Raw genomic sequence first — 14,261 nt, 5'->3', positions numbered from 1 at the left:
GACGTGCTCAGAAGTAGCTCACTCCGGAGTCGGGCCCCTTGCCGCGTAGCAGCGTGGGGACGGTGACGAGGGTGTAGCCCTGCTTCTTGAGCTCCTTGAGGATCTCGGGCATCGCCTTGACGGTCTGCGGGACCGTGTCGTGCATGAGGATGACGCCGTCGCGCTTGGCCAGCTTGAGCACGGTCGCCTTGATCTTCCTGGCGTCGCGCAGCTTCCAGTCGAGGGTGGTGCCCGTCCACAGGATCTCGGCGAGGTCCTGCTGGTCGGCCATGCGCAGCACGCGTTCGTCGGTGTGCCCGTAGGGCGGGCGGTACATCGTCGGCCGGCGGCCCGTGGCGTCCTGGATGAGGGCCTGGGTGGTGCGCAGCTCTTCGATGATGGCGTTGTCGGCCAGCGTCGGCAGCGAGGGGTGGGAGTAGGTGTGGTCGCCGATCGCGTGCCCCTCCGCGGCCTGCTGCCGGGCCAGCGCCGGGCGGCGCTCGACCTGCTTGCCGACGAGGAAGAAGGTGGCCTTGGCCCCCTCCTTCCTGAGTGCCTTGAGCAACGTCGCCGTGTGCTCGCTCGGGCCGTCGTCGAAGGTCAGCGCCAGGCACTTGAGCCGGGCGCAGTCGATCTTCGGGGCGGCGGCCGCGGGCGTGGCGGTCAGGGCCAGGGTGGCCGCGAGGAGGGCGTGAATCACCACACGCGACAGCCTAGAACCATCCGGGCCCGCCCGCGCACCGGACATCGACTTGAGACCTGACCCCGGCCTGTGGTCCGGAACCCGTCACCTGCCCAGTCTGGCCCGCAGGAACAGCGTCACGCCCTTCAACGACCTGACCGGCAGGTAGCGTTCGGCGCGCACCACCATCGACAGGCCCGCGTTCACCACCGCGGGCGTCCGCTGCAGGTCGCTGCCCCTCGACCGCCGCCGGTGCCGGGCCACCAGCGGACGCAGCAGCACGTTCCAGCTCCACAGCCGGTCCACCTTCAGCCCGGCCTTCTCCACCACGACGGTCAGCGTGTCCCGGCCGTAGCGGCGTACGTGGCCCACGGCGTCGTCGTGCGCCGACCACAGCGCCATGTCGCACGGGACGGCGATCAGCGCGTGCCCGCCTGGCGCCAGCACCCGGGCGATCTCCTCGGTGACCAGGTGGTCCTCGTGGATGTGTTCGAGCACGTCGAACGCGGTCACCAGGTCCATGCTCGACGACTCGAACGGCAGTGCCCGCGCGTCGGCGTGCACGGCCTTGAGCCCGCGTTCCCTGGCCACCTCGACCGCCGTCTCGCAGTAGTCCGTCGCGGTGGCGTCCCAGCCCGCCTCGACCAGCACCCGGGTGTTCCCGCCGCCGGCCGCGCCGACGTCCAGCGCCCGCCCGGGACGGCCCAGCTCGCGCAGCTCCCTGCGCAGGATCGCCCGGCGCTCCCGGTACCACCAGTGGGTGTCCTCGAGTTCGAGCAGCCGGCGGATCTCAGTGGTTTCCATGTGGTTGGTTCCTTGTGCGGGAGAAGACCCAGCGGTCCAGAGCGGTGAAGCGGATCAGGGTGAGCAGTCCGTACGTGGCGACCACCGCGCTCATCTCCATCAGCCGCCCGGCCCCCGGGGACACGCTGCGCAGGCCGAGCACGGCGGAGGTGGTCAGGAGGTAGTTCGCCAGGAAGAGCAGCGCCGCCCGGAGGTGCATCGCGGTACGCCGTCCGCCCAGCCGGTTGAACGTCCAGCGCCGGTTCGCCTCGGTGTTGACGAACCCGGTGAGCACCAGCGCGCCCAGGTTGGCCGGCGCGGGCGCCCAGACGCCGCGCAGCGGCAGGTAGATGAGCGCGTACAGCAGGACGGAGAACACGCCGATCGCGGCGAACGAGGCGAACTTCGCCAGCGTCACCGCCCTCGGCCGGGCGACCACCGCGTCGGGATGCGTGGGCGTGAGCTCCGCACGCGCCACCTCGACGTCGGCCCGGCCCGTCGACATCGACCAGGCGACCCTGGCCAGGCCCTTCAGGTCGTCGATCGCCGTCCTGACCACGCGGACGCGCGAGTCGGTGTCCTCGATCCAGTCGACCGGCACCTCGTGCACGCGCAGGCCGTTGTGCTCGGCCAGCAGCAGCAGCTCGGTGTCGAAGAACCAGGCGTCGTCCTCGATCTTGTCCATGAGCGGCCGGACCACGTCCGTCCTGGCCGCCTTGAAGCCGCACTGGGCGTCGCTGAACCTGACCCCGAAGCCGTACCTGAGCAGCGCGTTGTAGCTGCGCGAGACCACCTCGCGGCGGATCGAGCGCAGGGTGCGGGCGCTGTGCGCGAGCCGGGTGCCGATGGCGATCTCGGAATGCCCGCTCGCCACCGCGGCGACCAGCGGGAACAGCGCGCCGAGGTCGGTGGACAGGTCGACGTCCATGTACGCGACGATGTCGGCCGGGCTCTCCCGCCAGGCCGCCTTGAGCGCGGCTCCGCGGCCCCGGATGTCGAGCCGGCGGGCGTGCACCCGGTCGTGCTCGGCGGCCAGCCGGGTGGCGATGGGCCAGGTGTCGTCGGTGCTGCCGTTGTCCACGACCGTGATGCGCCACGGCAGCGGGAACCTGTCCTCCAGGAACCCGGTCAGCGTGCGCACGCAGCCCGGCAGCGCCCGCTCCTCGTTGAGCACCGGGATGACGATGTCGACGGTCGCCAGGCCGGCCGAGGTGTCCAGGACGTTGGGGCTCGGGTCCATGGCGGCGCGCGTGTCCATAGAATTCCTGATCGCTTGCGGCGGTAGGTTCACGGAAATGGTGCTGGGGACGTCCAGCGGGGCGCGTGCCGTTTCTTGTCACCATTCCATGAACGGGGACAAGCTTTACCCGTCCGTGAGCTCGTACACGGAGACGTCGGCGTTGCGGAAGCGCAGTTCGGCGTATTTCCCCAACGCCGGATCATTACTGGTGAACAGCCATTTGACGCCGTATTTCCATCGGAGCCTGCCGACGTTCGCCGCCGACGGCTCGCGGAAGGCCGCGTCGTTGTCCGCCAGCCTGGCCTGGTCGGCGAACGGCACCTGGAGGTAGGGGGTCACGAACATCTCGGCGCGCGACAGCGTGCTCTCGGCGTACGCCCAGCCCTCGACGAGCACCCGGCGCTCGGTGAACCCCGCGACCCAGAAGTGCCTGCTGTCGCACGTACGGCGGGGCGCCGGGTTGCGGCAGTGGAGGTCGGTGGCCACCACGTCGCCGGGCGAGGAATGATCGCGCAGCCACCGTCCGGCCTCCAGCGCCCCGGCCGGGATCAGCCGCTCGCGCTCCCACGGCTCGGGCGCGACGTGCACGACCACCTCCCGCAGCGAGGCCGGTGCCGCGTACCCCGCCAGCAGCGCCACCACCGCCAGCGAGAACCCCCTGCGCCGGAACGCCAGCACCACCACGGCCACCCCCGCGAGCACCAGGTACGGCACCAGCACCCGCACCAGCGCCGCGCCCGGCGGCACCAGCCGCGAGGCCGCGACGGCCACCCCCGCCCCCGCCCCGGCCAGGCCCGCGACCACCGCCCACGGCACCCGCCGCCGCTCCACGGCCGCCGCCACCCCGCACACCGCGGCCACCGACAGGTACGGCCGCACCCCCTCCAGGAAGTAGAGCTGCGCGTCGGACGGATGGCCGAGCACCATGATCGCGCCGATGCCCGCCAGCCCGACGCCGACCGGCAGCAGCACCGCCGGGTCCAGCAGCCGGGCCTTCAGCGCCGCCACGCCGCCCCACACGCACGACAGGCAGAACAGGTGCACACCGGCGAACACCAGCACCGGCCCCCACGGCTCGGCGGCCAGTGCGGGCGGCTGCACGTCCGCCACCACCCCCCACAACGTGCGCATCGTGGCGAACGGCGCCACCACCGTGCCCTGCGCCCCCCGCCCGAACACCACGAACTGCGCGATCAGCAGGCAGCCGGACGTGATCGCCGCCGGCACCGCCCACTCCCGCGGCAGCCGCCGCTCCACCGGCAACCGCACGACCAGCACGAACACCAGCCCGGCCAGCAGCAACGGCAGGAACGTCGCCTTCGCCCCCGTCAGTGCCAGCAGCAGCACGGCCACCGCCGCCCACCCTCTTGGCCGCATGGCGGTGAGCACCAGCATCACGGGCGCGAACAACAACGCGCCGAACGTCTGCGTCGGGCTGGCCCACGCGGTGAACATCGACCGCGAGGTGAACACCACGCCCTCCTGCAACACCGGGGCGAACAGGAAGTACGTGACGCCGGCCGCCGCCACCCCCGCCCCCCACCGCCCGCCGAGCCGCCGCCCGAGCACCGCCACCAGCACGACCATCGCGAACGTCATCGGCAACGTGGACAGCCGGTAGACCAGCGTCACCGGCTCGATCCCGGTGACCCAGCTCGTGGCCGCCATCTCGGCGTAGACGAACCAGTGGTAGGACAGCCGCTCGCCCAGCACCGACGGCACCGTGGGCGGCACGTGGTTCCTGACCTCGCCGAGCAGGGCCAGGTGGTAGGGCATGTCGACGTACGCGTCGGTGATCGGCACGCGGTAGAGCGAGCGGGCGCAGAAGGCCAGCAGGTAACCGGCGACCCCCGCCAGCGACCAGGCGCACCACCAGGGCATCCGTTCGCGATCGGCCCGGCCCCGCCAGTGACGCCGCAACCGCGGCACCGCGAGGAACGCCGCGACGGCGGCGACCGGCCAGCCCAGGACGAGCAGCGGCAGGCCGGCCGCGCGGGCGGGGATGTAGACCAGGACCTCGACCGCGTACCCGAGGGCCAGCCCGGCGGCCACGTCCTCGGCGAACGACCGGCCGCCGCCGGTGAGAGCCCGCCAGAGCAACGTCCCGGGCAGCGCCACCCCGAGCAGGACGTACGCGCCGAAGGCCGCCAGATCGACTGCCGGAACGCCGCACCAGAGCAACACCCAGGCCGCCGCGCCCAGCACCGTCCCGGCCGGCAGCCACCCGCCGAGCAGCCGCCGCACCCATCCCGGCGCCCGCCGTTCCCCGACCGCGGCCTCCGCCACCACAGCCGTCATCGGTGTTGCGGCCTCGTGCGCGGCCGGTTCGTCCGATGAGGGCTCATCTGACCACGGTCACCAGTCGCGTGAACTCGCCCGGCAGGTCGACGCCGTCCCACACCCGGTGGAAGCTCAGCGCGCTGCCCACCGGCACCATGCGATCGACCCCGCGCCCGGCCAGCTCCCGGGCCAGCTCCTCCAGCTCGCCCAGCGAGAAGCCGAAGTGGGTCAGCGTCTGGTCCTTGCGCTCGACCAGCGGGATCAGCTCCGCCAGGGTGCGCACCCGCGCGTGCGCGAACGTGCCCGCGCCCAGCCACCGCCGCGGCATGGCGGCCGCCGCCGCCAGTGTCACGTTGGCCAGCGCGTTGCCCCGGAACTCGATCAGATCGACCAGCCCGTCGGCGGCCAGCCCGTAGACCGAGACCCGCTTCTCCACCGCCATCGCCGCGTCGACGTCCCAGCCGCGCCCGGCCAGCACCCGCGACACCTGCTCGGTGAAGTCGGCCCGCGCCGCCTCGCAGGCGTCGTCGGCCCCCACCCAGAACACGGTGCGGGGCGAGGAGCAGGCGGCCTGGTCGAACCAGTAGCTGTCGTTGACGAACCCCTCGGCCGCCGCCACCCTGGCCGCGCGCGGCGCGCACAACCAGGCCGCCGCGTTCACCACCGCGAACGACGAGCGGTCGGGGAAGGTCAGGTCGCGGGCGTGCGGCGCGAGCGGATGGCGGCGCACCTCGCGTACGGTGTCGTCGCCGCCCCAGATCACCCGCAGGTCGCAGGCCGCCGACAGGGCGGCGGTGACCGCCTCGGCCCGCCGGTCGTAGGAGACGATGCGCTGCGTGGCCGTCACCACCGGATCGGCGTCGGCCAGCGCCTCCCGGAGCGTGTCGAGGACGACCTCGGCGACCGCCCCCGCGCGCGGCGACAGGCGGACGACGTTGCGGTTGCCCATCAGGGCCGACAGGGCCCAGGAGTAGACGAAGACGGTGTCGACGTTCGCCGGCGGGAGGTGGAAGACCAGGCCGCGCGGCACGCGTACGTGCGGGGTGCGCAGCTCGTCGAGGGTGCGGGCCAGCTCGCTGGGCCGCAGGAAGAACCCCAGCGAGCCCAGCTCGGGATGGCGGCGGGCCAGCGCGGGCCGCAGCAGCCGCTTGCCGAACGCCGCCAGGAACGCGCGCACCCGCTCGTCGCCCACCTCAAGGGGCGCGCCCTGCCGCACCTGCGCGACCAGCTCCTCCACGGGGACGGGCGAGCCGCCGGGAGGAAAGCGCACCTCGACCCCGCCCGCGTCGCCCACTCGCGGGATCCGGGTGGTGATCGATGGATCGCTCATCAGCCGCCCTGCCCGAACGTGTCGCTGCAGCCGCGCGCCTCGGCCCGCGGCAACCTGCCCAGCACGGTGAACCGCTTGCCCGGCCAGTGGCCGTCGTCGACGCCGTGCACCACGCCGAGGTCTTCGGTCAGCAGCGCGTGGCCGGGATAGGAGGTGGGCAGGGTGCTGACCACCTCGATCAGCCCCGGCTCACCGGGCGGGACCTCCCGCCAGGTGCCGGGGTCGCGGATGACGACGTCGGCGAAGTCGGGGCAGTAGAGCCCGTCGCCGTCGGGGCCCTCCAGGAAGACCGTGCCGATCTGCTCGACCATGCCGTAGAAGTTGTGGACCCTGGTCAGCCCGCACTCGGCCGCCAGCCGCCGGCGGAAGGCGTCGTTGTCGACGGCCTGCTCGGCCAGCCGCTTCCAGCCGCCCGAGTGGATCAGCACGCCCCGGGACAGGTCGGCCCCCAGGCCGAGCAGGTGGAGCCAGACCATGAAGGTGAACCCGAAGACCAGGAACGGCTCGCCGCCGTGGCGGGCCAGGAACGCCTCGACGGCCGCCTTGTCGACCTCGCCCTGCTCGTCGAGGACGAAGGTGTGGTCTCTGCCGAAGTTCATCATCCCGAGCACCCCGGCCCCCCGGGCGCTCAGGGCCGGGCCGCGGACGACCGAGCGGCCGTCGACGATCAGCATGGGCAGCCGCCGCTCGCCCAGCACCGCCCGCAGGGTCGCGGCCAGCATGCGCGGCTGCGCGGCGGCCGCCTCCCGGTCGAGGTAGACCCGGCTCGGCCGCTGCCCGGTGGTGCCGCTGGAGGTAAGGACCCGGAACACCGCCTCGGCGGGGACGCTGCGCAGCTCGTGGGTCTTGAACAGCCGCACTGGCAGCCACGGCAGGTCGGCCACCCGCTCGTAGGGCGGGCGGGCGCCGATCGCGTCGAGGATCCGCCGGTAGGGCGGGCACGCCCGCCGGTGCCGCTCGGTCAGCGCCGCCAGCTCCCCGGCCAGCACCTCCTCCCGGGCGGCCGCGTCGAGCGTGAACACGCTCACCGCCCGGCCTCCGACTCCAGCGCCCGGTAGTCGATCTTGCCGGTGGGCAGCAGCGGCAGCCGTTCGACGGCGCGCACGTCGAAGCCGCTCCAGTGGAGCCGCAGCTCGGCGCCCAGCCGGCGGGCCAGGTTGCGGCACCCGGCCGCGTCGAGCCCTTCGGCCCACACCGTGACCCGGTCGTCGCCGCTGGTCGCCGCGACCGGCACGGTGTCGCGCAGCAGCTGCTCGACGTCGTCGAGGTTGACCCGTACGCCGAAGATCTTGGCGATGCGCCGGAGCCGGCCGGTGACGTAGAGGAAGCCCTCGTCGTCGAGCCGGCCGAGGTCGCCGGTGCGCAGCACCCCGCCCAGGTCGTCGGGCCTGGCCAGGTCGGCGGCGGTCTCGGCGTAGCCCATCATCACGTTGGGCCCGTGGTAGACGACCTCGCCGCCGTCGATCGTCAGCCGCCCGCCGGGGACGGCCTGCCCGGCCGAGCCCGGCTTGTCGGCGAGCCGGTCGGGCGGCAGGACGGCGATGCGGGCCGTGGCCTCCGTCTGCCCGTACATGACGAAGAAGCGGTCGGCCTGGGCGGCGAACAGCGACACCAGCTCGGGGCTGAGCCGGCCGCCGGCCTGGGTGAGCGTGCGGATCGTGGGATGCTCGGCCCGGTCGAAGCGCAGCCTGCGCAGCATCTCGTACTGGTAGGGGACGGCCGCGAGCGAGGTGCACTTGTGCTCGTCGAGGTGGGTCCAGAAGGACCGTTCGAGCAGCCCAGCCTCGGTCAGGACGACCGTCGCCCCCGCGTGCAGGTGGCTGTTGAGCACCGACAGGCCGTAGCTGTAGTGCAGCGGCAGGCTGGTGGGCGCGATCTCGCCGGGCATGATCGACAGCGCCGAGGCGATGGCGGCGGCGTTGGCCGCGACCGCCTCGCGGGACAGCCGCACCAGCTTGGGGTTGCCCGTCGAGCCCGAGGTGGCCAGGAGCACGGCCAGGTCGGGATGCGGGTCGGGGGCCTGGCCGCGGGGGCCCGGCGGCCCGTCGGGCGCGTGGGTGAACCCCACCAGCGCCGCGGGCCGGAACCGGCTCACCAGGTCGGCCAGGGCCGCGGCCGACAGGTCGGGGTCGAGCAGCGCGATCGGCCTGCCGGTCTGCCAGGCGGCGAGGTAGCGCAGCACGGACGCCAGGTTGTTGCGCATGCCGCAGAACAGCGGCCCCGGCCGCAGCCGGGACAGGGCCTCGGCCACGCGGGCGACGCGCCGGGCCAGCTCGTCGCCGGCCAGCCCCTCCTGGTCGCCGGCGACGACGAGCCCGGCCTGCCGGGATGGGAACATCACGGCACCAGCCCGCCGTCGACCCCGAGCACCTGGCCGGTGATGTACGACGCGCCGGGCGAGAGCAGGAACGCCACCGCCTGGGCGACGTCGTCGGGCCGGCCGATGCGCCGCAGCGGGGTCGCCGAGATCGCCGCCTCGCGGTCGTCGGGCCGCAGCGTCTTCAGCATGTCGGTCTCGACGTAGCCGGGGGCCACGGCGTTGACCCTGATGCCCGCCGGGCCCATCTCCCTGGCGGCGGCCACGGTGAGGCCGATGACGGACGCCTTGGTCGCGGAGTAGGCCGCCTGGTTGGCGCCGCCCGCGCGGCCCATGAGCGAGGAGACCAGCACGACGGCGGGGTCCTGCCCGCGCAGCAGCAGCCGGAAGGCCAGCTGCAGCGTGTGGGCCGGGGCCAGGGCGTTGGTGCGGTAGAGCTCGTCGAGGGTCTCGGCGCGGGTCATGGCCAGCGGGCCGGAGGCGTAGACGCCGGCGTTGACCACCAGGGCGTCGAGCCGCTCGTGGCGCCGGCCGATCTCGCGCATGTGGCGGGCGACCGTGGCCCGGTCGGCGACGTCGCCGTGGACGGACCACGTGCGGCCGCCGGTCGCCGCGGCCACCTCGGAGGCGGCCTTCTCGGCCAGCTCGGCGTCGCGGCCGTGCAGGACGACGGTGTGGCCGGCGGCGGCCAGGGTGGTGGCGACGGCCCGGCCGATGCCCCTCGTCGACCCCGTGACCAGGGCGACGCGGGCCTCAGAGCGCGCCTGCGCCGATTCCATGCTTCTCCAGCAGCTCGCCCGCCTTGGCGAACGAGCTCATGTCGATCATGTCGTCGGTGTCGATCATGATGGCGAACTCGTCCTCCATCGCCGCGATCAACGCCATGTGGGCCAGGGAGTCCCACTGGGGGATGCCGCGGTATTCGAGACCGTCGACGTGTGCGTCGGCCGGCAGGTTGAGCGCCGTGCGGAAGACGGCCCGCAGGCGGTCGAGATGACTCATGATGTCTCACTCTCTGTCCTCAAGCCACGACGCAGTGTAGCGGGGATCGCGGCGGCAGGAGAAACCAAACCCCCGACGTGAGTAATGGAAACGTATAACGGCGCGTGGCCGTCGTTCGGGGCTGGGAATGTCCCAAGGGGCGCGCCAACCGCTACAGGGGGAATGATGGACGAATCCAATCACTGGTACGGGCACTCGCGCATTCTGGGCAGGTACTGCGAGCTGCCGGACGAGACGCCGAAGCGAATCCAGGGCTTCCTTCAACACGGATGGAACTATCTCCACGGATTTCCCCCGAACGACCATTGGTGTAGTCCCGGATATCCCCGTTTCATCTGGTCTGACGTGCTTCGTCGCCGGGGCTGGTCGATGGGCAGGCGTGGCCACTACCTCATCGGCGCACCCTGGATCTACCTGCTTCACCTGGAGCCTGAGCTCGGCGTGGTCTCCGAACGCAAGGGTACGATCTGGTATCCCTTTCATGGCTGGGAGAAGTCGTCCGTGACCGGGGATCATGCCCTTCTCGCCGACGAAATCCGAAATGTCGAGACCGAACCGGTAACTGTCTGTCTTTACTGGCTGGAATATGCAAATCCGGACATTCGGCAGGCGTACGAATCGAGGGGATTCAAGGTCATCTGTCACGGCGAGCGCGGTTCCCGGTGGGAGAGCAAGGGGCGCGACTTCCTGCGCCGGCAGCTGATCCAGTTGCGGCGCCACCGCAGGGTGGCCTCCAACCGGCTCGGCAGCGCGCTGTTCTACGGCGCCTCCGTCGGCTGCGAGGTCGCCGTCTACGGAGACCCGATGCAGTACGAGGACGAGCGCCCCGAGTACGGCGGCACGGCGCGCCGCATGCGGCTCTGGCCCGAGCTGCACGGCACGCACGTCGATCCCGAGCTGGCCGCCGAGGTGGCGCGGCAGGAGCTGGGATTCGAATATCAGGCGACACCGGAGGAGCTACGGCGAATGTTCGGATGGAAGCGGGTGCCCGGGGGAACGCCGGCAGGAGGAGGCGCGGCGGGAGCCGGACGTCCCGGGCCCTGGGTGAGGGCGACCGCCGCCGGGCGGCCGGGCACGCTCCACGGGGTGACGTCATGAGCGAGCGCGTGAGCGAGGCGCCCGCGAACGTGCGCCTGATCGGCGGCGAGATGCTGCTGTGGTCCGACCTGTCCAACCCGGCCGGCGTCACCGACTGGCGCGGCGCGGCCCTGGAGCTGGTCGGCCGCGTGATCCCGGCGACCGGCCGGGTGCTGCTGGTCGGGCCGCACCCGCAGGCGCTGGTCGACGACGTGGTGGACCGGGCCGGCGAGACGGCCGTGCTGCTGCGCTCCTACCCCGACGCCTGCGCCCTCGGCGAACGGCACCCGCGGCTCGCCGTCCACTGCGGGCGGCTCGACCTGTTCGACGCCGACGAGCCGTACGAGCTGGTGCTGGCGCTCGACGGGCTGCTGCGCACGCACTCGGCCGAGGCGCCGGCGGCGGCGTGGATCGATTCGCTGCACGCGCTGTCGGCCCTCGTCGCGCCCGGCGGGCGGCTGGTGCTGGGCGTGCGCAACGACCTGGGCGTCGACCGGTTCATCGAGGCCAGGCCAGCCGACCGGGAGGGCGGCGACGACCAGTGGGCCCCGCACGGCTTCGACCCGAGCCATCCGAGCGGGCCCGGCGCGCTCGACGGCGCCCTTGAGGGGGCGGGGCTGAGCGTCGAGCGCTGCTACGCGGCCTATCCGGGGCGGCAGGCCCCCCGGGCGTTGCTGGCGCGCGAGGCGCTCGCCTTCGACCTGCCGGAGGCGATCACGTTCCCGCTGAGCGCCAAGGGCGGCGACCGCCTGCTGGTGGCCGACCCGCTGCGGCTGACCCGGCTGGTGTTCCGCCACCGGCTGGGGGAGGAGCTGGCCCCGCTGTGGCTCGCCGTCGCCACCCGGCCGCCGTCGCCCCCGCACACGCCGGGCGCGGAAGGGGCGGAGGGCGCGGTCGAGCTGCCGCTCGGCCTGATCGAGGAGGGGGCCGTCGTCCATGAGTTGACCAGGGGCGGCATGCGGCGGTTGCCCGACGGCGCCGAGCGTCCGGTCCCGGCCGGCCGGGTGGTCGAGGAGATCCTGGTCGAGGCGTGCGCCCGCGAGGACACCAGGGCCGTGCGCGAGCTGCTGTCGGCGCTGGCCGACTGGCTGGAGGCCGACGGCGGCCCCTGCGTGACCGCCGACGGCCTGGTCCACGACGGCGAGCGGTTCGCCGCCATCGTCCAGACCGCCGCGCCGGCCGTGCCGCCCGAGCCGCGCGTGGTGCTGTGCCGGGTCCTGTGGCGGTTCGCCGTACGGCTGCTCGCGGCGGGCCACCACCACCCGTGGCCGTGGCCGCTGGAGGCCGACCAGCTCACGCTGACCCTCTGCGGCATGGCCGGACGCCCCTGCGACCAGGGCGACCTCGACCTGGCCCGCAAGTTCGACGCCGAGCTGGGCCACCCGGCCGAGCACGCCGACCCGCCCACCTACCGCGACCTGCTCGGCGCCCGCGACCGCCTGGCCGACCAGCTCACCGCCGCCCTGGCCAGGATCTCCCGGCTGGAGACCAAGCTCTCCTACCGCGAGCGCGAGCTGGTGCGGGCCAGGTCCAAGCTGCGCAGGACCCAGCGCAAGACCGCCGCCTACCGGCGCACGCTCGGGTACCGCCTCTCCCGCCGTCTGGCCCGTCCGCGCAAGGTCGCCCGCCGGGTCTTCCGACTGCTGTCCGGCTGACGAGCCGACGACAACGCTGAGGAGTGCATGTGCCGGTTCTTTCGGTGATCGTCCCGTTCCACAACGTCGAGAAGTACATCGGCCCCTGCCTGGACTCCATCTCCGGCCAGACGATGTCCGACCTGGAGGTCATCTGCGTCGACGACGGCAGCCGCGACGACGGTTGCGCCGAGGTCGAGTCCAGGCAGGCGGCCGATCCCCGGATCCGCCTCATCAGGCAGCCCAACCAGGGCGTCGGAAAGGCCCGCAACGTCGGCCTGACCCAGGCCACCGGCCGCTACCTGGCCTTCGTCGACGGCGACGACACCGTGCCGCGGGAGGCGTTCAAGCGGCTGGTGTCCTCGCTGGAGTCCACGGGCTCCGACCTGGCCTGCGGCAACGTCATGCGGCTCTACCGCAACCTGCTCATCCCCTCCTGGGCCCATCGGGAGGCGTTCGCGACGCCGATGAGGCGTACCCACATCACCCGCCACCCGCTGCTGATCCGCGACCGCATGTTGTGGAACAAGGTCTACCGCCGGTCCTTCTGGGACCGGCTGGGCCTGAGCTTCCCCGAGCGCATGTACGAGGACCAGCCCGTCGCCATGGCCGCCCACGTGGGCGCCCGCTCGGTGGACGTGCTGTCCAAGGTCGTCTACCACTGGCGGCAGCGCGACGAGCCAGGCTCCTCGATCACCCAGCGCCGCCTGGAGCCGGGCAACCTGCGCGACCGCATGTTGTCGGTGCTGCAGACCGCCGACCTGCTGGCCCGCGACGCGCCGGGGCTCAAGCCCGACTTCGACCGCGACACGCTGGACATCGACATGACGGTGGCGGTCGAGGCGGCCGCCACGACGGGGATGCGGCCCGAGCTGCTCGACCTGATGGTCCGCTACCTCGACGGCGTGTCCCGCGAGTCGTGGCTGAGCGTCCCGTTCGAGCACCGGATCCAGGTGCACCTGCTGCACCGGCGGCGGCTGCAGGAGCTGGCCGGGGTGCACGAGCAGGCCCGCGAGGGCCGGCTGCAACCCCGCGTCAGACCGGCGGGCCTGCTGCGCAGGCGCTGGTACGGCCGCCACCCGGCGATCCCGGCGCAGCTGTCGGAGGTCTCCGAGGAGCTGGCCCTGACCGCCCGCCTGGTGTCGCTGGAGTGGCGCGACGGCGTGCTGGCCGGCGCGGGCCGGGCCGCGCTGGGCCGCTTCGACGCCGGCGCGCTGCGCCGGGTGCGCCTGCGCGCCTGTCTGGCCGAGCGCGCGACCGGCGAGATCATCCGCCTGTCGGACGAGCAGAGCGCCCCCGTCTGGGAGACCGTCGAGCTGGAGGAGGGCGTCGAGGCGCCCGAGCACGCCTTCCCGTTCGCCTTCGCGGTCGATCCCGCGGTGTTCACGCCCGCCCAGCTCGCCCGGCGCGGCCACTGGGACCTGCGCGTGCAGCTCAGGGGCCACGGGCTGAGGCTCGACGCCAGGGTGGCCGGGCCGCGCTGGCTGCCGCCGCAGGTGCCCGCGCCGCGCCGCAGGTCAGGCGTGTGGCTGGTGCCGGCGCGCGGCTCCAAGGGCGGGTGGGGGCTGCGGCTGCGCAACGCCCAGGCGCTCATCGGCGAGTGCCGCGTGGACGACGGCGACCTGGTGTTCTCGGGCCGGATCGACGACCTCGGCGACGGCGAGCCGGTGGTGCGGCTGCGGCGCAAGAGCGACGGCGAGGAGATGTACTTCCCCGTCGCGCTGACCGGCCAGGACTTCTCGGCGCGGGTGCCGCTGGCCGGCATCGACGAGAGCGTCGGCCGCGAGTCGTGGTGGGAGGTGGTCATCGACCAGGGCCGGCCCATCCGCCCGCTGGTGCGGCGGGCCGAGCGCCAGGTCGCCACCGTGGACGACCGGCGCTTCCTCATCGACCGCAGCGAGGACGGCTGCCTGCTGCTGGCCGAACGCTGAGCGCCG

The 14,261-nt window shown here is 73.2% G+C and carries 12 protein-coding genes; 3 read left to right on the top strand and 9 right to left on the bottom strand.

The features are described 5' to 3' along the window. Window positions 1-7 precede the first annotated feature (7 nt). The 9 genes from ACFYYW_RS10460 to ACFYYW_RS10420 form a co-directional block, all read right to left on the bottom strand. Window positions 8-682 (bottom strand): polysaccharide deacetylase family protein, encoded by a 675-nt coding sequence (locus ACFYYW_RS10460; RefSeq protein WP_387647156.1) that lies wholly within the window; start codon window positions 680-682, stop codon window positions 8-10. 84 nt (window positions 683-766) lie between these two features. Then, window positions 767-1,465: a class I SAM-dependent methyltransferase gene (locus ACFYYW_RS10455; protein ID WP_352318746.1), complete on the bottom strand. Its 699-nt coding sequence runs from the start codon at window positions 1,463-1,465 to the stop codon at window positions 767-769. Further along, window positions 1,452-2,702 carry a glycosyltransferase gene (locus ACFYYW_RS10450; protein WP_352318748.1) on the bottom strand — a complete coding sequence of 417 codons (1,251 nt, stop codon included), beginning with the start codon at window positions 2,700-2,702 and terminating at the stop codon, window positions 1,452-1,454. Before ACFYYW_RS10450 ends, ACFYYW_RS10455 begins: the two co-directional genes overlap by 14 nt. Before the next feature lie 105 nt (window positions 2,703-2,807). Continuing rightward, window positions 2,808-4,982, bottom strand: coding sequence for a hypothetical protein (locus tag ACFYYW_RS10445; RefSeq protein ID WP_387647152.1), 2,175 nt, complete (start codon window positions 4,980-4,982; stop codon window positions 2,808-2,810). 43 nt (window positions 4,983-5,025) lie between these two features. Next, a complete protein-coding gene (locus ACFYYW_RS10440; protein WP_387647149.1) occupies window positions 5,026-6,294 on the bottom strand; it encodes an acyl-CoA reductase in 1,269 nt (422 codons plus the stop codon). Continuing rightward, window positions 6,294-7,322, bottom strand: a complete 1,029-nt coding sequence (locus tag ACFYYW_RS10435; protein WP_387647147.1) for an acyl-protein synthetase — start codon at window positions 7,320-7,322, stop codon at window positions 6,294-6,296. The genes ACFYYW_RS10440 and ACFYYW_RS10435 overlap by 1 nt, the downstream gene beginning before the upstream one ends. Next, the gene (locus ACFYYW_RS10430) at window positions 7,319-8,632 is read right to left on the bottom strand and encodes an AMP-binding protein (protein ID WP_387647144.1); all 1,314 of its coding nucleotides are present in this window, start codon (window positions 8,630-8,632) and stop codon (window positions 7,319-7,321) included. Before ACFYYW_RS10430 ends, ACFYYW_RS10435 begins: the two co-directional genes overlap by 4 nt. Further along, window positions 8,632-9,390 (bottom strand): SDR family NAD(P)-dependent oxidoreductase, encoded by a 759-nt coding sequence (locus ACFYYW_RS10425; protein ID WP_387647142.1) that lies wholly within the window; start codon window positions 9,388-9,390, stop codon window positions 8,632-8,634. The genes ACFYYW_RS10430 and ACFYYW_RS10425 overlap by 1 nt, the downstream gene beginning before the upstream one ends. Then, entirely contained in the window at window positions 9,365-9,613 is a 249-nt protein-coding gene (locus ACFYYW_RS10420; RefSeq protein ID WP_364415184.1) for an acyl carrier protein, read from the bottom strand. The genes ACFYYW_RS10425 and ACFYYW_RS10420 overlap by 26 nt, the downstream gene beginning before the upstream one ends. 162 nt (window positions 9,614-9,775) lie before the next feature. On the opposite strand from ACFYYW_RS10420, the gene ACFYYW_RS10415 reads away from it, so the two are divergent. From ACFYYW_RS10415 to ACFYYW_RS10405, 3 genes are read left to right on the top strand one after another with little or no spacing between them, the layout of a single operon-like run. After that, window positions 9,776-10,711 (top strand): hypothetical protein, encoded by a 936-nt coding sequence (locus ACFYYW_RS10415; protein WP_387647139.1) that lies wholly within the window; start codon window positions 9,776-9,778, stop codon window positions 10,709-10,711. Then, the gene (locus ACFYYW_RS10410; RefSeq protein WP_387647136.1) at window positions 10,708-12,345 is read left to right on the top strand and encodes a hypothetical protein; all 1,638 of its coding nucleotides are present in this window, start codon (window positions 10,708-10,710) and stop codon (window positions 12,343-12,345) included. The genes ACFYYW_RS10415 and ACFYYW_RS10410 overlap by 4 nt, the downstream gene beginning before the upstream one ends. Window positions 12,346-12,374: 29 nt before the next feature. Next, window positions 12,375-14,255: a glycosyltransferase gene (locus tag ACFYYW_RS10405; protein WP_387647133.1), complete on the top strand. Its 1,881-nt coding sequence runs from the start codon at window positions 12,375-12,377 to the stop codon at window positions 14,253-14,255. Window positions 14,256-14,261 lie beyond the last annotated feature (6 nt).

The organism is Nonomuraea sp. NPDC001831, assembly GCF_042892035.1.
Lineage (GTDB): Bacteria > Actinomycetota > Actinomycetes > Streptosporangiales > Streptosporangiaceae > Nonomuraea.
Note: the sequence above shows the minus strand (reverse complement) of the source record. Positions and strands in the feature narration are given on the sequence as shown.